Raw genomic sequence first — 18861 nt, forward strand, 5'->3', positions numbered from 1 at the left:
GAGAGCGGGTAGAGGTGTTAACAAACAAGCGGTAACAATGACTAAGCATCCAAGAGAGTAATTTATTGATAATTGCGTATCGGAATTCGCGGTGTTCAATTTTAGTTTAAGGAAGGTCATGAACTAGCCTCACAGGTAAAGTTTCAGACTTAAGCGCAAATGGAAGTCTATCAATAGTTAAATTGAAATTCACTCTCCATGCTGCACTGTTGAATTGGGATAGCGTGCTTGATGTCCAGTACCCATCGTTATCTGTGTTTGGAAAGTAATCGTTTTCGATGGCGAAATTAGTTTGGCTATAGTCAACTAAGGATTGTAGCTCTGGATATGCCGGCACTCGCCAGTTAGTTAAACCACACAAACTTAGGGCATTTACGCTATTCACATAACTTTCGGTATCACATGTACCTACGCAACTACCTGCATCAGCGGCACCACTGTTGCCGCCATTTTGGCTATTGTTATTGTCTAACCAGCTATAGTTATGGTGAATGTCTTGTAAGCCACTGTCGGTGGTTTTGACCTCCCATATTAGCTCAGTCACAGTATCTAATACACAGGACCAAGAGGTGGCATCTGCATTTAGAGCTTGCCCTTGGCTATCTAATTTAATAAAGCTAAAGCCGAGTTTTCCATCATCGTTATTTGAGGCGTTAATGTCTCTACCAACGTGACCGTCTTGATCTTGAGGGACCGAGTCACCATCGGCATCGGTGGTCAGATTACAATCAATTGAATTTTGATGAGACTCACTGGCGCCGAAGGCATAATCTGCACAGGTACTAATCCCAGTATCGTTAATTGGCGCTAAGTTGGTATTACTTGGCGTTAGCGCAATGCTTACTTGGTTAGTCGCGGTTTTGCCACCTTCATCGCTGACTGTTAAGGAAATAGCTACTACTATCGAAGTGGTAACATTTGGAGCGGTAAATTGAAGTTGTTCAAGGCTACTATCTGCAAAAGCAATGCTAATACCGCTATTGTCGGTTTGTTGCCATTGGTACTGCAAACTTGCTGTTTCAGTGTCACTCGAACCGCTGCCGTCTAAAACGACTAATTCTGTTTCCCTTACCAGAACGGGAGCGATTATGTCAGCCGTGGGGGAGAAGTTATTAGCAATGGTAATACTTACGTTGTCACTTGCACTAATCCCTTCGTTGTCTGTTACGGTTACTTCAAGTTGTACAACGCTATCGCCGCTCACTTCAGGGGCTATAAAGCTGGCATTTGCTGTATTGGCATCTTGTAGGCTAACTGTCACTCCAGCGGTTTGCTGCCACTGATAAGTGGCAATGCTGCCATCGGTATCGTTGGCTGTTGCATTCAGCGATACATTGTTTTGTTCATCAATAGTTTGGTCGTTACCTGCTGAAACAGTTGGGGCGGTATTCACCGGGTTTACGGTGACTTGTGTTAGTCCAATTTGGCTCACACCTTCGTTATCGGTAACGAGTACTTGAAAGACCAAATTTTCTGAGGTCACTATAGTGGGGGAGGTAAAACTAGCGATTGCGGTGTTTGCGTCGCTCAGGATTACATTGGTGCCACTAAGCTGTGTCCACGTATAGCTAGCAATATTGCCATCGGCATCGCTAGCGTTCACGGTTAACATCACGCTAGTTTGCTCATTAACACTTTGAGCTGCACCAGTAGTCACTATTGGCCCAGTGTTTATTGGGTTTACGCTAACTGAGAGTGTATCGGTAGCGCTATCGCCTTTATTATCGGTAACCGTTATTTGAAACACTAAGGTCTCAGGTAACAAGAGAGTAGGGGAGGTGAAACTGGCTATCGCGCTATTAGCGTTGTTCAGGGTCACCTCGGTGCCACTAAGTTGCCTCCAGACGTAGCTAGCAATGGGGCCATTGCTATCGCTGGCGCTAGCGCTAACGACTACCGTGCTTTGTTCATTAACAGTTTGGTCACTTCCTGCTTCCACGCTTGGAGGGAAATTAAGGTTGTTAAACCCCTGCTCAATTTGTTCTTTGAGCTGCGTATTATTGGGCTCATTGAGGTAATCTACTACTAGTGAAAGCCATGTTTGAAGGTTTTCGCCTTGGTTTCCTATTGCTGCGCGAAGACTCTCTACATCAACATTAGTGCTGTCGGTATTTAAGAATGGGTCAGGGCTTATATTACCCATTAAGGCTTCTATATCACTGACCCATTGTCCCTGTTGACTAAGGTCTTGTAAGTCGTTTCTAGCAGCGTAGCTAAGTATTAAGCTAGATATGGGGGTGACGTTACATTGGCGGCGATCATTGAACTCGCATGCGCTGTTCATACGGCCAACAAAGGCTTCGCCGTTTATCTGACCGCCATCAATTTCAACCAAAAAATCACGACTGTCAGTATCTAGCAAAAACTCAAAGTATCCCAACTCGTCAGTTTGAGTTTGTGCTATTAGCGCACCGCTATGCCAATCTTTTAAACTAACAGTAGATTGGCTAATTGGGTCATCTACAGCCCTACCTTGTAATGCAGGGTAAGCATTAACCGTGATTTCTTTGCTACTAGTGGCTTGTTGCTCATCCGTAGCACTCAGTTCAAACTGATAACTCTGTACTGAACTAAGTGCGGGAATATCTACACTTAAATCTGCTTTATCGGTCTCTGTGGTGTTTAGTGGAGTTTGATTGTCGCTCAGTATTTGCCGCCACTGATAGCTAATTAGTTGGCTGTCGGCATCACTCACTTGGGCTTGTAGCGCTATCGTTTGCAACTCAGCAACTTGGCGTGATGCAGCCAAAATAATTTGTGGCGCTTGGTTGAAGTTAAGTACCGTAACGTCAAGGGTGTCGGAATATACCTTGCCCGCTTCAGTGCTAGCGCTGAATTCAAAACGTAGTATTTCAGTTTGGTTAACAGAGGGGGCAATAAAGCTTAACAGCAAACCATTTGAGTTAGTTAAATCAACCGCTATACCTGAACGCTGCTCCCAGATAGCCTCTGAGAGCTGCATATCTGGATCTTTTAAGGTTCCGCTAATTTCTACCGCTTGGTTTTCGTTAACCATTAGGTTTTGGCCTGCATCTACCGCAATTTTTGCGTTCGAATTGTCGCTACCACAGGCGCTTAATAACAGTGATGAAAAAAGTAAAACAAGCATGCCTAAGAGTTTCTTTTTTAACATCAACCTTCCTTATCAGCTAATACCATATTGGCTAACAACTTTAGCCCTTCTAGTATAGAAGATAATGAGTGTAGCGAGATTGTTGGGCTTTTAACATATTTTTATCAATCCCCTTTGGCAATACCTTCTCTGCGCGGATCAGCCGCACCTTCTAACCTATCGGGGTAGATCCTTATGCCTTGTAAACCCGAAGTCATATCTTTGATTTTGGTTTTGTAGCCTAAGGCTTCTAAAGCCGATTGCTGATCTGCAGCGGCTGTATTGGCTTCCAACTCAAAGGTGCCAAAACGATTGTTTAAATGAGGCTGTTCAACCGCTTGTTGTAGGCTCATTCCCCAGCTTAAGTGGTTAACTAAACTCTGTGCTACATAGCCGATAATGCTACTACCGCCCGGTGAGCCAATGGCAATAATTGGCTGTTTGTTTTCCATAACAATGGTTGGCGCCATAGAAGAGCGAGGGCGTTTATTGGCTGCGACTCCGTTCGCCACTTTCTTACCGTTTTTCTCAGCGACAAATGAGAAGTCAGTCAGCTGATTGTTTAGTAAGAATCCTTTTACAAATACTCTCGAACCAAAGGCATTCTCAATGCTACTGGTCATCGACAATACGTTGCCTTGGGCATCCACAATACTGATGTGAGTGGTAGAAGGAAGTTCTAGGCTTTGGTCTATGCTGCGATAGGCGTTTAAAGGCAACTCGCCAGGGCTTACTGAGGTTAAGGCTTTATCACCACTTAACAGCTTAGCGCGCTTGGCGAGGTACTCAGGGCTTAGTAAGTTGCTAAGTGGCACGTCGACAAAATCACTGTCGGCAAGGTAGGCGCCTCGGTCCGCAAAGGCTAGGCGAGAAGCATCGCCGAGAATACGCCAGCTTTGTGGATTATTAGGTCCCCAATCTGCCAAGGGGTAATGTGCAGCAATACCGAGGATCTGTCCAAGGGTACTTGCGCCTGAACTCGGTGGCCCCATGCCACATATTGAGTATTGAAAGTAAGCAGAGCAAAGGGCAGGGCGCTGTTTTACTTGGTAATTAGCTAGATCTTTTTTACTAAGCAAACCCGGATTGTCATTGAATTGCCCAACCGCGGCAACAATTGCTTTGGCGGTATCACCTTGATAAAAACCTGAAGCGCCTTGCTCTGCGACCAACTGTAAGGTGCTAGCGTAATCAGGGTTTTGTAGTAAGTGCCCTTCGTGTAAAGGCTCGGCTGAGTCATCAAAAAAGTAGTTACGAGCCTCTGGGTAGCGGCCCAGCCGTTCAGCGTCGCCAGCAATTAGCTTAGCCAATCGCGGGCTCACTCTAAAGCCTTCTTTGGCTAAGCCGATTGCCGGTTTAAACAAATCTTGCCATTTGCTGCTACCGTAACGCTGATGCATTTCTTCAAACAGCGCGATAACTCCAGGTGTGCCTACTGAACGTCCACCTACCACCGCATCATAAAACTTTAGTGGTTTACCTTGTTGGTCCAAAAACAAGCCAGCATCAACTTGTGAAGGGGCGGTTTCTCGGGCGTCAAAGGTGGTGAGTTGTTGCTTGGCTGCATCGTAATACACTACAAAAGCGCCGCCACCAATACCTGAGGATTGCGGTTCAACCAAGCCTAGTACGCTTTGTACGGCAATCATTGCATCTACGGCGTTGCCGCCTGCTTTTAGCACCTCATAACCGGCTTCAACCGCTAAGGGGTTAGCAGCCGACACCATGAATTTTTTGGCAGTGACCTCGGTCTTAGCCTGCACTCCGCTGGCTAACTCTGGGGCATAAGCATCGGCGCTTTGGCTATTTGAGTAGCAAAAGCCGCTAATTATTAGTGTTGATGCAATGAGGCTGCGAGTAAACATGCTAAATCCTTTTTTAATGCGTATTCAGCCAGTGTAGCAGTCCATATATTAATCGCCATCGCTTGTTTATATGACTGAATTTATGCAGGTTTTTCTATTTGTGTGAGAATTGAGCACAGCGGTGACGTAGATAAGAGACAGCTTGAAGCCGCATAACTCGTCGGTTTTGGCTTTTATCACTATTTAGGTGTCGCTTGTAGGCGACGCTGGCATTTAAATTGCGACCGTGATTTGTGGTTATAGGTTTGATTTTAAAGGTTTTTTAAAAGTTGGTTTGACCTTTGCTATATGTAGTTCGTCAACCGCTAAACCTAGTTAGCGGCCATTTAGTGAAGTAGATGTTAAACAAGGAGTTTCTTATGAACTTGAAGTATAGCTTTCCAGTGTTAGCGCTATTTGTAGCCAGCCTAGCCTCGGCAAATAGTGAAGTGTTCAAAGACCTAGATACCAACCAAGATTTGGTGGTAAGCATGGAAGAAGCTGCCGAACTACCAATCCTTACTGAAGTTTGGAGTGAGCTTGATACAGACCAGGATGGTGTATTAAGCCAAGCAGAATTCATAAACCTTGAAATTTCCGTTCAACCTGAAGACCCTGAAAACAGCGAAGTAGCTGAATAGTTAGTTCCTTTATGTTTTCGTGAACCGATCCAATTTTAGGACGCTGTCGGGGGCCAATTTTTCTGCGATTTGGTCTAGTTTGTAGCAGTTTTAATCCTCGATAATTTTCCAGCGCTTAAGTCTGTGCTAGCTTAAGCGCCTTTTTCTTTATAGCGAGCTACGTTGCGGTACCGCTACGTTAGCAAATAAAATTCCCGCCACAATCGACATGAATATCAAAAATGTTTGCGAACCAATATTGGGGATGCTCACCATTGACTCACCTAGTACCAATGAATTTAAGCTGATATAAGCCTTACTACCCGGTACCAATAATACTATGCCTTGCAGCAATACCACCGATGCAGGAGACTTGGTTAACTTGGCAAATAGGTTTGCATATACACCCACAATAAAGGCACCTACAAAAGGACCTAATGCTTCGCCTAGGTAAGCGCTGCCAGCAAAGGCGGCAGCATAGGCAATCACTCCCGAAAGAATGCCCCAAGGTAAATCTTTAGCGCGTACTTTAAATACCACGCTAAGGCCTAAGGACAACAACACCACACCTAGCCACTTAATCCACCAGGTGCTAACAAAGCTAGATTGAAGATCAACCTGCCCCCAAATTAGCGCACCAAAGGCCATGCCTAACACCGCGCCAAAATAGAGTTTAAACAACACCATAATGCCGTCCATTACCCTTGCCGTACCCGATATAAGTTCGCGCGCGGCTAACTCACTTAAACCAAGGGTGAGTGATAAACCTGGTATGAAAATAATGATCGCTGAAAGCACCACAATGGGAATGTTTACATCGGGCACAAACTGAGAAATAGCAACGGCCACAAAGGAGCAGAGCAGTGCAGCCACTGGCTCCAAGGCTTCATGTACCCCTTTAGAGTGCTCGGCGCGATAAGCCAAATAAAATGAAATACAACTAAGCAAACTCGACCAAATAATGGTGCTCCAATTGGCCGACATTAACATGGCAAATGCGCCGCCAGTAATGGCAAAGGCCAAGCAAATTACCCAAGGAGAGTGTAAAGCTGGCTGATTGGCCATTTGGTTTAGCCGCTCTATGGCCTCGGCCAAACTGATTTCTTCTTCGGTTACTTTTTTAACCAGCTGATTGGTACGGGCCAATAAACCTAAATCGATTTCACCGGGCTTTACTCGCATCACATAGTTATATTCTTGAGTATCGTCTGGTGCCCAAAGTACAAAAGTGAGTGAGGTAGGAGTAACTAAAAAATAGCCATTTAGGCCTAAGGTTTCAGCGACATTACTTAGGTGTGACTCTAAGCGAAACGCCGGCGTACCATATTTATGTAAGGCCTTGCCTAGTCTGATAATGAAATTACGTTTTACTTCAAAGCTTGATTGTTTCAATGCGGGGGCTAATTCTAAAAAGCGGATGCTTAATTGTATCTCACAGATTGGCATTTGGTGTAGTTGTCTTGAGATAAAAAACTCCTGCCGGCGTTTTAAACAGAGAAATTTTCCTATTTTTTAATGAAATAGCGTACAGAATCGGCCTGATCATTTATCATTTACAGTTAGCTAATTATTCTCACGTGCTGTCTCGGAGGACACCATGGCCGCTGGTAAATATTTACGTTGGAAAGACGAAAACGGTAACGAGTTTCGCCCTGTTTCAATATCTGGTAACGCATTACTTAACGATCGTACTTTAAATAAAAGCTCAGCTTTTAGTTTTGAAGAGCGCGAAGCCTTTAATTTGGCGGGCTTGTTGCCTCCCAAGCCGCAAACCTTTGAAGATCAATTAAAGCGTGTTTACCAAGGCTTTTTAAGTGCTTGTAGCGACATTGAGCAATACCAATACCTACGCGCACTGCAAGACAGAAACGAAACCTTGTTTTATGCATTGGTATCACGCCATATCGAAGAAATGGCGCCGATTATTTATACCCCAACAGTGGGTAAGGCCTGTCAGGAATTTAGCCATCGCTATCAAAAAGACCGCGGGTTATACATTACCGCAGAGAATGTCGACCAAATGGGCGAGATGGCGCGCCACTTCGCCGGTAAAGATATTAAGATTATTGTGGTTACCGACAGCCAAGGTATTCTCGGTCTCGGTGATTTAGGCATTGGTGGTATGGGTATTCCTATTGGTAAGTTGTCACTGTATACCTTAGGCGCGGGTATTCACCCTGCTCGTTGTTTGCCGATTGCGCTTGATGTAGGTACCGATAATCAAGACTTACTCAACGATCCTATGTATTTAGGCCTTCCGCAAAAACGGATGCGTGGTCAAGAGTACCAAGACTTCATCGAGAAGTTTGTGGCGCAAACTAAGCTGCACTTCCCAGAAGCCGTATTGCAATGGGAAGACTTTAGTAAGTCTAATGCCTTCGATAACTTATCTAAGTATGAAGACGAATTGCCATCATTTAACGATGATATTCAAGGTACCGGTTCTGTAGTTTTGGCTGGCGTGATTGGCGCTACTAAGATTAAAAACGAAACCCTTGGTGAGCAAGTTTACGCTGTGTACGGTGCAGGCGCTGGCGGCGTAGGTGTTGCCGACCAAATATTTGCTGGCTTGCTTAAAGAAGGCATTAGCCACCAAGAGGCGCGTGACCGCATTTTCATTCTAGACTCACGCGGGGTGGTTTTTGATAACCGTGAAGATCTTGATGAATACAAAAAACGTTACGCCAAGCCATTTGAACTAGCCCAAAACTGGACGCTAGCCGAAGAAGGCAAGGCGAGTTTGGGCGAGCTTATTGATAATACGCCGGTTACCGTATTATTGGGTTGTAGTGGTGTAGGCGGTGCATTTAAAGAAAGCCATGTGAAAAAGATGCTGGAATATACCGACCGCCCGATGGTATTCCCGCTATCTAATCCAACCGATAACTGTGAAGCCTTACCAGAAGATGTATACAAGTGGACTAATGGCCAAGCCATTGTGGCCACCGGCAGCCCCTTTGACGACGTAGATTACAACGGCAAAAACTACCGTATTGGTCAGGGTAACAATGTGTTTATTTTCCCTGCGGTTGGCCTTGCTACCATTGTTTCTGGCGTGAGCAAAATCACCATGGAAATGTTTACCACAGCGTCGTTTGCTTTGGCTGAGTATGTATCTCAAGAAGACTTAGACAGCGGCTGTGTATTCCCAAGAATGCGTGAGCTAAAAGAAGTTTCTGGCTTTGTGGCTAAGGCGATTTTAAAACAAATTCAAGAAACTGATCCGCAAGGCTGCTTGAGCGGTAAAGACATCGACCAAGAAATTGCCGAGCATATGTGGGAGCCTATTTACCTGCCATATCGCAGAGTATAAGGCCTTAACAATAAATTAGCTGTTAAGCATAAAAAGGAGCCAATGGGCTCCTTTTTTGTATGAAGAGTGGATGTAGGGTTTAGCCTTAGTTAGCAGTAATTTCCCATACTGTTAACGACCCGCTTACTTCGTTACCAACCAACAATAATGGTTGGCTGGTTGGGCTGTTATCGGCGGCAACAAATACCAAGCTTTCTGGAGCTAAGTCACCAATACCGTCATCAACGCTTAAACCTTCTGTTAGGTCACGGTTAATTACGTAGGTTTCGAACTTGCTGTTGTAAGGGTTAGTTACATCGTAAACCATAATGCCGCCCATACGCTCTAAACCAATAAAGGCGTAGATTTTGTCGCCAACAGTACCAACTGTTAACGCTTCAGGTTCAGCGCCTTTGTTTTCTGAGCGAGAATCGCCTTCGTTCTCATCATCACCATTGTTAAAGGCATTGCCGTGAAGTGCTGCAGTGATGCGACCAATTTCATCACCAGAATCGAATACTACTAAACCATTTTGGTCCCATACGGTGAATGAGCGAGCGCCGTAGGCTACGGCAGTTTCATACTCGCCATTGCCGTCGGCATCGCCCAGTACATTTGTTACGCGTAGGTCATCAATCTCGCCGCCAGCTTGCAGTGCTTCTAGCTTAGAGCCTGCTTGGGCGGTAAGGTTTTTAAGTTTTACTTCTTCGGTAAAGGCTAAGCAACCATCGTCTTCATCGTAGTCTTGACCACCCGCTGCAACACAGGCAGCTTCGTCGGCTACATCAAAGAAATACTCACGTGCATCACCTTCGTTGGCAGTGATGAGGAACGGCGCACCATTCCACGAGAAAGAAGCAATGGTGTCTGGCATGTAAGCGCCGTATAAGCCGTCGTATTGGCCAAAGCTTACTGTGCCATCTTCGTTCCCGTCAAAGTTTAACCCTGACCAATCTTTATAACCCAAGCCGATAATTTTCACGCTGTTATCGCTTAAATCTACAAGTGCTAAGCCGTTGTTTTCTTGAAGCGTTACATAAGCCATGCTGTTGCTGGCGGTAATGTATTCAGGCTCTAAATCTTGTGCAACAGTGGTGGCAATTACTTGGCCGTTTAAACTACGGCCACTTGGGTTAGGGAAATGTAGCCCTTTAGCTTCAAGCTCACTTTGCATGCCGTTAAAGCCAGTAAAGTCGATGATAGTGGCGCTAGTTGCTGGTATTCCATCAGTTACGCTAATGACTGCAATTGAGCCTTCAGGGTCGTTGCTGTAATCGCCGCTTGGTTCACCTTCGTTAGCCACAATTACTTTGCTGCCATCAGGCGTGAAAGTAACCATATCTGGCAAGTTTCCTACTTCAACAGCGCTTAGGAATACTGGAGTGCCAGCGTTTAAACCATTGTAGAAAACAATGAAACCATTGTTGGCTTGCGCATCGGCTTCAATGGCTACTGCCATTAAATCATTATGCACGGCAATGCTGTTGGCTCCGCCCAGAGCAACGCCATTGGCTTCGGTTGGTAAAGTAAGTGGGGTAGCGCTTAGGTTAGTATCGCTAGTTGGAGCACTTAGTTGCTCAGAGCTAAGGCCAGAGGCATCAATCATCTCAACCGTTGCGTCAGAGCTATTAATGGCATAAATAGTTTGAGTAGCAGCGTGGTATTGCAGGATCTCTGCAGCACCGTCTGGGTTTAATACTGCGCGACCAACCGGATTAAGCATGATGCTGCTAACAGCATCTGCGCCAGGCTCACCGTTTAAACCATTTTGACCATCGTCACTACTACACGCTGTTAATGTTAGGCTAGAAATTACTGCCAATGAAACCAAGCTCTTCTTGAGCATCATGTTATATCCCTATAAATAGTTACAATTCGAAGGGCATTTTGTGTACTCAATGTGACTTTACGATGACGAAAACATGACAATCAATGAAATGTTCCAATAAGGTAACAAGTGAACTTAAGCCTGAAAAATATAGCGGTTTATACCTATATAAGTAATTGAATCTAATAACTATTAAACCTGTTTAATTTAACACTTTAGTTTGATAAAAGTGGAACGATTGTGCTTTTCGTTTGATCTAAGCAAATTTGCCAGCCGTAACCATTCTCGAAACCGACGCAACTTAAGCTTGAAGGAAAGAGACAATGATTAAACGAATTGCAAGTGTATTTACTTTGATTATCACAACAATGACATTCTCGATGTTGGCTCACGCTGACCATCACGGCATGAAAAAGGACGTTGTTGATGTAGCCGTCGAAAATGGCTCTTTTACTACTTTAGTTACCGCTGTGAAAGCCGCTGGATTGGTTGATACCTTAAAGGGAGAAGGGCCTTTTACTGTGTTTGCTCCTACCGATGAAGCCTTCGCAAAATTGCCTGAAGGAACCGTGGAAATGTTACTCATGCCTGAGAACAAAGATAAGTTAATCGCCGTGCTTACTTACCATGTTGTAGCCGGAAAAGTCATGGCAGCTGATGTCGTTAACATTGATAGCGCTACAACCGTTCAAGGAGGAATGTTAGCCGTTAGCACTAGCGGTGAGTCGGTAATGATCAATAACGCAAAGGTAGTGGCTGCAGACGTTAAAGCTAGCAACGGTGTGATTCATGTTGTCGACACCGTATTGTTACCAAAATAGGCGTATCGGCAGGGCATAAATTAAACCCTGCCTAGTTTCTGGAATAAAGCCGTTCTTAAAGGTTTGCTAAACGCTGCTTAGCTTTTTGACCACTTGATTCATGGTGTAGTGAACAAACTGAGCACCTAATTCGGTGAGTTGATAGGGTTTAGTTTCTTCAAAAGCAGATTCTAAGAGCGGGCTTGCAGGTTTTCTAACTTTACCTTTGCTTGACTGTTTTACAAAGTCACCTTCATAAGTGGTTTCTCTAGTTTGTCTAATCACTCCACCTGCACTTAAATCTCTAATAAGCAACTTAAACAGATCGGCTTCAGCACTATCTTCACGGGGCATTTCTTCGCTTACCGACTGCCAAATGGCTAATCGGGTTATTCCCTTGCTTTGGTAAATAGCGCGGATAACCTTAAAGTGGATTTCATGGTATTTATCTAACCAGTCATTAAACAAGCGAATTTGGTCATCAGGGCAAAGAGGAGAAGCCGCAGCGTTAGATATTAGGTTCACCACGTAATCACGCTTTTCTTGTGTTTCTGCAGCATCCCAAGACTTAAAGGCTCTGCGTATTAATGCTAAATAGGCGTCTGATTGAATCCGAGATTTGTGGCTGGCATGCACCGACTCTAATCGATACGCCATTTCATCGAGGGTTAACATCAGTTGGTTAACTTTTTGCTGGTGGATTTTGAGCCATTCTTCATGCAGTTCGTTAACTCTACCTTGCTCGCTTTCTCCATGAATGGAGGCGCTGCTAGCTAGTACTTGGCCAACCCAAGGTATCGCCGACATGGCATTAGCAACAATGCGACAATACTTAGTCCATTGTCCTCGGTCTTTTAAAATGGCCAATTCGTAAGCAATAAACTCTTCGTTTCTTTCTTCTAGAGGCTTGTTTGTGTCTTCCATGACGAAACCTTGTAAGCGCTAAGTATTAATGTGGAATAACAATGGCTTGCTAAACCAAGTGCTACTTTGATTTCTTCTTTGTGTTTTATCAATAGCTAAACGTGATTTTGTTAACTCAGTTCAAGATTGAGTTTCTAGCAGAAGCAGGGCAACATAAGCGGGTTGTTTCGTAATCGGAGCAGCAATAATTCTCAGGGCGGGGTGTAACTCCCCACCGGCGGTAGTTAGTGTGTCGTTAGCAAACGAGACAGTAAAAGCCCGCGAGCGCCCAACAATAGTTGGGGTCAGCAGATCTGGTGACTTAACTTAATGAGTTAATAGTCCAGAGCCGACGGTAATTTGCAGCGTAGCTGTAATAAGTCCGGATGGAAGAGAATCAAGCATTATCATTTTGTTTTAACCTGGTTAGAACAGAACACTTAGCCTGTGGCTGAGTGTGGTTTAATGCCGATAAAAAACTTCACTTTACGGTGAGGTGCTATTCCTGCACGCCCTGATTCTGGAAAACTTAATGTAGTAATTTAAGGATTTAAACCATGAATCAGTCTCCACTTGCCGAATATGGCAATCCTATCCAACGAGTTGACGCCGCGCTTGCAGCCTTACGCCAAGGCCAAGGGGTATTGGTTGTTGACGACGAAGACCGCGAAAACGAAGGCGATTTAATTTTTGCCGCCGAAACTCTCACCAATGCTCAAATGGCCATGCTGATTCGCGAATGTAGCGGCATTGTTTGCTTGTGCTTAAACGATGACAAAATCAAACAGCTTGATTTACCGCCAATGGTCAGTGATAACTCTAGCCAATTTGGTACGGCCTTTACCGTAAGCATTGAAGCCAAACAAGGCGTAACCACTGGAGTGTCGGCTGCTGATCGCGTAACTACCATTAAAACCGCGATTGCTGATGGCGCTAAACCCAGCGATTTAGCCAGACCTGGTCATGTTTATCCGCTGCGTGCCCAGCCCGGTGGAGTGTTAACACGCCGCGGCCATACCGAAGGTACTGTGGATTTAGTGACCTTGGCAGGATTAACGCCTGCTGGCGTGTTGTGCGAAGTGACTATGCCAGATGGCACCATGGCGCGTTTGCCCGAGATTGTCGCCTTTGCTAAGCAGCATGCCATGCCAGTATTAAGCATTGAAGATATCGTGGAATATCGAAAAGCGCTGATCAGTAAAGCGAGCTAGTTAAGCGTTTGTTTAGGCAAAATAAAAGGGGCCATTAAGGCCCCTGATCAGATTATGCGTTTAGTACTATTGTTGTTTTGTAGGTGTAATCACCTTTTCATCAGTATAGCCCTAGCGTCACAAAAAGTTCTTATATTTTTTCAATGTTTCAGCTGTTTTTTCACAAGGCTGTGATCACGGTAATATTCATGAGCAACACGCTTGTGATAGAGCTTTTGCTCTAATGTGATAAAAGGTAAATCCCCTTATCGATAGATTAAAAGCGCTCTGGCGCTGCGGGTTTATTAGCTAAAATGTTATCAACCTGCTGCCATACGTCGTTGTTTAACTGCTGTTTCAGCTCTAGCGCTTTAAGGTTATCTTTTAACTGCTCTAACTTAGACACTCCTAGTATTACGCTGCTCACATGTGGCGTACGCAAACACCAATTTAAGGCTAGGTGATGTAACGGCATGTTAAGGCTTTCTGCCAATTGGTTAAGTTGCGCTATCTGCTCTAGCTTGTTGTTCTCGCCCATTAACATATCGCGCAGCCATTCATAGCCAGGCAAGCTTAAGCGGCTGTTATCAGGCACACCATTTAGGTATTTACCGGTGAGCAACCCACTGGCCAGTGGCGAGAAAATAGTGGTGCCTAAACCGGTCAGTTGATACAGCGGTAAGTACTCGGCTTCTACTTTGTCGCGTACCATCATGTTGTATTGCGGTTGCTCCATCACTGGGGCATGTAAGTTTTCTGCTTTGGCTACTGCCCATGCTTCGGTAATTTGCTGGGCGCTCCATTCAGAGGTGCCCCAGTACATTACTTTGCCTTGGCTAACCAAGTCGTGCATGGCACGAACCGTTTCGTAAATCGGCGTATCAATGTCTGGACGGTGGCAGTAAAACAAGTCCAGGTAATCTACTCGCAGGCGTTTAAGTGCTGCATGACAGGCATCAAATACATGCTTGCGGCTTAGTCCACGTTGGGTAGGTTTATCGCCGCCCCAAAATACTTTGCTTGAAACCACAAAGCTATCGCGTGTCCAACCCAGTTGCTCTATGGCTTGTCCCATTAAGCGTTCGCTTTCGCCGCTTTCATAACCTTCGGCGTTATCGTAAAAGTTTATTCCAGCATCATAGGCGCGTGTCATAATTTGCTTGGCAGCCGATAAGTCCACTTGTTTGCCAAAAGTAACCCAAGAGCCTAAGCCAAATTCACTTACCTGCAGGCCACTTTGGCCTAATCGACGATATTCCATTTTATACCCACTTAATCAAAGTTGTTGGCTCAAGTATAGAGTTAATAAAGCCACTGAAAAAAGAGGGTGAAAGCAAAAATACTGTTTGTTATATCAAACAAAAAATCTTACTTTGCGTATTATTATGGACAAGTTGATGCAGCGAAGTAGGTAAGCAGATGTCGAAGAATCATAAAAAGTTAGAACGCTTGTTGTTGTTTTATGAAGTGGCTCAGTACTTGAGCTTTTCTAAGGCCGCTGAACACCTTGATATTTCTCGTAGCTACTTATCGCAGCAAATTCGCAGCTTAGAACAAGATTTACATACTCAACTGTTGATTAGAACCACTCGCAGTGTGCGATTGACCACCGAAGGTCACAAGGTGTTTCTGCAGGCGCAAGCCATGCATCATAACTTGTTAGATCTAGAGCGAGAGCTAGAACACAGCGGCGAAGATGTCGCGGGTATTTTGCGCATTACCGCGCCAGCCGCTTTTGCAGAGTCGTTTTTGGTTGAGGTATGTAATGGATTTAATCAACGCTACCCCGAAGTAAGTTTTGAAATTGATGTTGGCCATCATCTAGAAGACTTACATGAGCGTAATTTCGATTTAGCCATTCGTGTTACCGAGCAACCGCCACAAAATATGGTGGCGCGAACGCTAATGCCTTATTGTCATTGGGTGTGTGCATCGCCAGATTATCTAGCAGAGCAGTTTGTGCCAACACAGCCTAGCGATTTAAACCAGTTGCAGTGCTTAGCCTTTCCTACTTGGCGAACCTGGACATTTAAACAAGCCAATAAAGTGCAAGAGTTTGAAGCCCAAGGGCGGTTTGCAGTGAACGACAATAACATCCTCATTAAAGCGGCTTTAAATGCGCAGGGCGTGATTCGAGTACCTGAGCATTTAGTTTGGGAGCATGTGCAGGCAGGCCGATTGCAGAGGTTACTGGCTGATTTTCAAGTTGAACCCCGACAAGTGTGGATGTTATACCCGCCCAAAATTGAACACTCTTCACGCTTGCAGCGTTTCATGGCTTACTTGCAAGATCATATAAGTAGTTTGTTGCCTAAGCCTTGATGAGATCAAAAGTGATGACTCAATCACCCGTTAATGTTTATTTATCGGCCCTTTTAGCAGTTTGTGCCTATTATCACTGCACTTGTCGCAATTACTTTTATTATCAATAGTGCTGTGTTTGTATGTGATTAAATTTACAGCGTTTATTAGTGATCACGGATGAGTGGAACTTAAGGATTGAGATGAAACGACATAGCTTATTGGCATTAGCCCTACCTCTTTTAAGTGTGTTATTGGTGGGGGCTTGCAGCAGTTCTTCCAACAGCAATGCTTCTGAACAGAGTGAATTAGCTTGCGCTAATAACGCTGGCACTTGGGAGCTTTTTTTGGAGGTTGATGACAGTGATTGCAATGGCTTTGGCAAACAGCTAAAGCAAGTATTTGTAGTGGAACAACAGCAATGCGAACTGAGTATTGATAGTGGCGTAACAGGTGATATTAATGGCCAGCAGATCACTTGGTCTGTACCTAGTGTTCGGATTGATGGTGGGGAATTAAGTTACGCTTCGGCTACAGCTGAAGTACTCGATGGGAAGATTACTGGCTCCTACCTGTGGGAGTGGAGCAACAGCGCTTATTATTGTTCGGGCTCAACCACTGTAAAAGGGCGAATATTGCCGGAGCAAGAAGCCGCCAGTGCCGAGCTTGGCGAGTTTGATTTAACGCCTCCTCATCCGCTACTTTCTCCTGCAGAAAACTCCACCGCACATACCTTTACGGTAATGGCTAAACAGGCTGAGCAGGTGTATTTAGCCGGCGAAATGAGCGACTGGCGTCCCGATGTATTTCAAATGAACGCGAATGGCGATGGTAGCTGGTCAATTACCTTATATTTAGCGCCAGGTGCTTGGCAGTACAAGTTTGTGATTGACGGCAATTGGATAGCCGACGAAAACAATGAGCGCGCGGTAGATGACAGCAGAGGCGGATTTAACTCAGTATTGGTGATTGGCGAAGAGTCGCCGCTGCTTAGTGCTAACCCAGAGATTGCTCATGGTGAGGTAGTTGATGCAAGGTTCGCCAGCAGCGCGCTTAATAAAGCCAGCCCTTATGCGGTTTACCTGCCGCCCAATTACCATGCTAGCGAGCAACGCTATCCCTTAGTGGTGCTGTTGCATGGCTATGGCAGTAATTACCTGCAGTGGCTGGTGGACGGCAAAGTCCAGCACCTTATGGATAACTTAATCGCCAAACAAGCGATTAAACCTTTCATATTGTTAATGCCGTCTGGCGAGCAGAGCTATTACACTGGCGAATACGAGCAGCTTATTATGCAAGAGCTGCTACCGAGTATTCGTGAGCAATACAGAATTAAACCAGGCGCGCAAAATAGTGCGATTAGCGGTGTGTCTATGGGTGGGGCAGGGGCATTTTATTTAGCACATAAATACCCAGAGCAGTTTGGTTTATCGGTGCCTTTGAGCGGCTACTTTGATATGAGCATTTACCGCGATTTTACTTGGCAGAACTTTACTATGCAGCCAACCTTGTACTTATATTGCGGTGAAGATGACCACACCAGTTTTCAAACCAATCAGCGCTTAGTGGAGCAACTAGAAAACCATAAGGTTGAATTTACTTACACCACAGCAGAAGGCGGCCACACTTGGCGTTATTGGAATGGCATATCAGCCCATTTCCTCAGCCAAATATCAGCCTTCTTCCATCCATAAACAATCTGCTGCAGAGTGTTATCAATAAGCTAATGCGGAGCGCTAACTCTAGTTAAGCGCTTCGTATACCCGTACATAATCTACTTCCATTTGGGCGGGAAATATCTGGTTAGATTGTGGATTGCCATCGTAATTGCCGCCTACCGCCAAATTCATAATGATATAAAAATCCTGGTCGAAAGGAGCAGGGAAGTCTTGGTTTTGGGTATACCAAGCACTTTGGCTAGCGTATAACTGGTCGTCTACGTACCAATATATGCCCTGTGGCGTCCAATCGATTCGGTAAACATGAAACTCGTTAATATCACTGTCGGTAAATAGGTAGTGGCGTTCCGAGTAGGTATTATTTGGCCATTGTGCGCCATAGTGAAGCGTGCCATTTACCTGCGAAGGGTTGCTACCTCGCGCTTCCATAATGTCTATTTCGCCAGAGGCCGCCCAGGTGCCATATACATTGTCTTGCGGCATTAACCAAAAGGCAGGCCATAACCCTTGGCCAACCGGCAGTTTTATACGCGCTTCAAATCGGCCATAGGCTTGGGCAAATAAACCTTGGGTTTTTAAACGGGCAGAGCTGTAATTGTAATTGCCGTATTGGTCGCTACTGCCTTCGACTAAGGCTTGAATAATCAGTTGACCTTTGCCGTTGAGTCGCACATTAGCGGCATTGTTAGTATAGGCTTGCAGCTCGTTGTTTCCCCAACCTGAAATATACTGGTCGTTGAGCATAAAGCCGTTGCCCATGTCAAAGGTCCACTTGTTCAGATCTAGCTGGCTGTCGTTAAATTCATCACTCCACGAGAGTTGCCAAGTAATGGGGTCTGGCTGGCTAGGCAGCTCCGATTGAGGGCTAACACCGCCTCCGCCGCCACAAGCCAATAAGCCGCTGCTGAGTAAAGCTAGTAATCCAATCTGATGGTTGCGGTTTAGCATTAAGTGCTCCAAGCCTTGCTAATCATCTTCAGCGTCAGTTTGCCAAGGGCTTGGCCTGTAAGGTAGTAAAAAACCTGCAGACTAAGAGCCAGATCAATGATGAAAAAACACTTCAAGTTACGTAATTTATTGCACTTGCCAAAGTAAACTCACTATTACATTTCACCATAAACCTGAGCATAGTGGTGCTTGGTTTTAGCGGTAAACATACGCTGTATCAATACCGCTTTTCACGATGCCTTCTTCATCCAAACTCTCGTATTATTTGGTGCTGATATTTTTGTTACTTTTTGATCTGGATGGCTGGTGAGGCATAGGAAAGGTGATAATCTAGTTTTCATTCT

General features: G+C 45.0%; 13 protein-coding genes and 1 riboswitch. Of the genes, 6 read left to right on the forward strand and 7 right to left on the reverse strand.

Annotated features, from left to right (window positions below; all coding sequences use genetic code 11):
- Positions 1-106: 106 nt before the first annotated feature.
- Both K5609_RS05265 and ggt read right to left on the reverse strand, forming a co-directional pair.
- The gene (locus K5609_RS05265; protein ID WP_221076271.1) at positions 107-3133 is read right to left on the reverse strand and encodes an Lcl C-terminal domain-containing protein; all 3027 of its coding nucleotides are present in this window, start codon (positions 3131-3133) and stop codon (positions 107-109) included.
- Between the two features lie 104 nt (positions 3134-3237).
- Positions 3238-4977, reverse strand: coding sequence for a gamma-glutamyltransferase (gene ggt / locus K5609_RS05270; protein ID WP_221076272.1), 1740 nt, complete (start codon positions 4975-4977; stop codon positions 3238-3240).
- Positions 4978-5336: 359 nt separating this feature from the next.
- Here ggt and K5609_RS05275 point away from each other — a divergent pair, with 359 nt between their 5' ends.
- On the forward strand, positions 5337-5597 hold the full coding sequence (locus K5609_RS05275; RefSeq protein ID WP_016400309.1) for an EF-hand domain-containing protein: 261 nt from the start codon (positions 5337-5339) through the stop codon (positions 5595-5597).
- Between the two features lie 147 nt (positions 5598-5744).
- Here the strand turns inward: K5609_RS05275 and K5609_RS05280 are convergent, their stop codons facing one another.
- Positions 5745-6968 (reverse strand): threonine/serine exporter family protein, encoded by a 1224-nt coding sequence (locus tag K5609_RS05280; RefSeq protein ID WP_040306848.1) that lies wholly within the window; start codon positions 6966-6968, stop codon positions 5745-5747.
- Between the two features lie 205 nt (positions 6969-7173).
- On the opposite strand from K5609_RS05280, the gene K5609_RS05285 reads away from it, so the two are divergent.
- Positions 7174-8889, forward strand: coding sequence for an NAD-dependent malic enzyme (locus K5609_RS05285; protein WP_016400307.1), 1716 nt, complete (start codon positions 7174-7176; stop codon positions 8887-8889).
- Positions 8890-8974: 85 nt separating this feature from the next.
- On the opposite strand, the gene K5609_RS05290 is transcribed toward K5609_RS05285, so the two are convergent.
- Positions 8975-10717 (reverse strand): choice-of-anchor I family protein, encoded by a 1743-nt coding sequence (locus tag K5609_RS05290; protein WP_221076273.1) that lies wholly within the window; start codon positions 10715-10717, stop codon positions 8975-8977.
- Positions 10718-11019: 302 nt separating this feature from the next.
- Between K5609_RS05290 and K5609_RS05295 the strand changes: the two genes are divergently transcribed.
- The gene (locus K5609_RS05295; RefSeq protein WP_221076274.1) at positions 11020-11517 is read left to right on the forward strand and encodes a fasciclin domain-containing protein; all 498 of its coding nucleotides are present in this window, start codon (positions 11020-11022) and stop codon (positions 11515-11517) included.
- 66 nt (positions 11518-11583) lie between these two features.
- Here K5609_RS05295 and K5609_RS05300 read toward each other — a convergent pair whose 3' ends face one another.
- A complete protein-coding gene (locus K5609_RS05300) occupies positions 11584-12420 on the reverse strand; it encodes a hypothetical protein (RefSeq protein ID WP_221076275.1) in 837 nt (278 codons plus the stop codon).
- A gap of 183 nt (positions 12421-12603) precedes the next feature.
- Positions 12604-12801: riboswitch (FMN riboswitch) on the forward strand.
- A 155-nt stretch (positions 12802-12956) separates the two neighbouring features.
- Here K5609_RS05300 and ribB point away from each other — a divergent pair.
- Entirely contained in the window at positions 12957-13610 is a 654-nt protein-coding gene (gene ribB / locus K5609_RS05305) for a 3,4-dihydroxy-2-butanone-4-phosphate synthase (protein WP_221076276.1), read from the forward strand.
- A gap of 256 nt (positions 13611-13866) precedes the next feature.
- Here ribB and K5609_RS05310 read toward each other — a convergent pair whose 3' ends face one another.
- Positions 13867-14850 carry an aldo/keto reductase gene (locus K5609_RS05310; RefSeq protein WP_221076277.1) on the reverse strand — a complete coding sequence of 328 codons (984 nt, stop codon included), beginning with the start codon at positions 14848-14850 and terminating at the stop codon, positions 13867-13869.
- A 158-nt stretch (positions 14851-15008) separates the two neighbouring features.
- Here K5609_RS05310 and K5609_RS05315 point away from each other — a divergent pair, with 158 nt between their 5' ends.
- Together K5609_RS05315 and K5609_RS05320 are read left to right on the forward strand one after the other, a co-directional pair.
- Positions 15009-15911, forward strand: a complete 903-nt coding sequence (locus K5609_RS05315) for a LysR family transcriptional regulator (RefSeq protein WP_221076278.1) — start codon at positions 15009-15011, stop codon at positions 15909-15911.
- Between the two features lie 182 nt (positions 15912-16093).
- On the forward strand, positions 16094-17584 hold the full coding sequence (locus tag K5609_RS05320; protein ID WP_221076279.1) for an alpha/beta hydrolase-fold protein: 1491 nt from the start codon (positions 16094-16096) through the stop codon (positions 17582-17584).
- Positions 17585-17632: 48 nt separating this feature from the next.
- On the opposite strand, the gene K5609_RS05325 is transcribed toward K5609_RS05320, so the two are convergent.
- The gene (locus tag K5609_RS05325; protein ID WP_221076280.1) at positions 17633-18517 is read right to left on the reverse strand and encodes a glycoside hydrolase family 16 protein; all 885 of its coding nucleotides are present in this window, start codon (positions 18515-18517) and stop codon (positions 17633-17635) included.
- Positions 18518-18861: the final 344 nt, after the last annotated feature.

The sequence above is a fragment of the Agarivorans aestuarii genome (assembly GCF_019670125.1).
Classification (GTDB): Bacteria; Pseudomonadota; Gammaproteobacteria; order Enterobacterales; family Celerinatantimonadaceae; genus Agarivorans; species Agarivorans aestuarii.

Bases quoted from the DNA above. Each gene is read 5' to 3' on its own strand.
- K5609_RS05265 (WP_221076271.1), bottom strand. From the start codon at position 3,133: ATGTTAAAAAAGAAACTCTTAGGCATGCTTGTTTTACTTTTTTCATCA.
- ggt (WP_221076272.1), bottom strand. From the start codon at position 4,977: ATGTTTACTCGCAGCCTCATTGCATCAACACTAATAATTAGCGGCTTT.
- K5609_RS05275 (WP_016400309.1), top strand. From the start codon at position 5,337: ATGAACTTGAAGTATAGCTTTCCAGTGTTAGCGCTATTTGTAGCCAGC.
- K5609_RS05285 (WP_016400307.1), top strand. From the start codon at position 7,174: ATGGCCGCTGGTAAATATTTACGTTGGAAAGACGAAAACGGTAACGAG.
- K5609_RS05290 (WP_221076273.1), bottom strand. From the start codon at position 10,717: ATGATGCTCAAGAAGAGCTTGGTTTCATTGGCAGTAATTTCTAGCCTA.
- K5609_RS05295 (WP_221076274.1), top strand. From the start codon at position 11,020: ATGATTAAACGAATTGCAAGTGTATTTACTTTGATTATCACAACAATG.
- K5609_RS05300 (WP_221076275.1), bottom strand. From the start codon at position 12,420: ATGGAAGACACAAACAAGCCTCTAGAAGAAAGAAACGAAGAGTTTATT.
- ribB (WP_221076276.1), top strand. From the start codon at position 12,957: ATGAATCAGTCTCCACTTGCCGAATATGGCAATCCTATCCAACGAGTT.
- K5609_RS05310 (WP_221076277.1), bottom strand. From the start codon at position 14,850: ATGGAATATCGTCGATTAGGCCAAAGTGGCCTGCAGGTAAGTGAATTT.
- K5609_RS05315 (WP_221076278.1), top strand. From the start codon at position 15,009: ATGTCGAAGAATCATAAAAAGTTAGAACGCTTGTTGTTGTTTTATGAA.
- K5609_RS05320 (WP_221076279.1), top strand. From the start codon at position 16,094: ATGAAACGACATAGCTTATTGGCATTAGCCCTACCTCTTTTAAGTGTG.
- K5609_RS05325 (WP_221076280.1), bottom strand. From the start codon at position 18,517: ATGCTAAACCGCAACCATCAGATTGGATTACTAGCTTTACTCAGCAGC.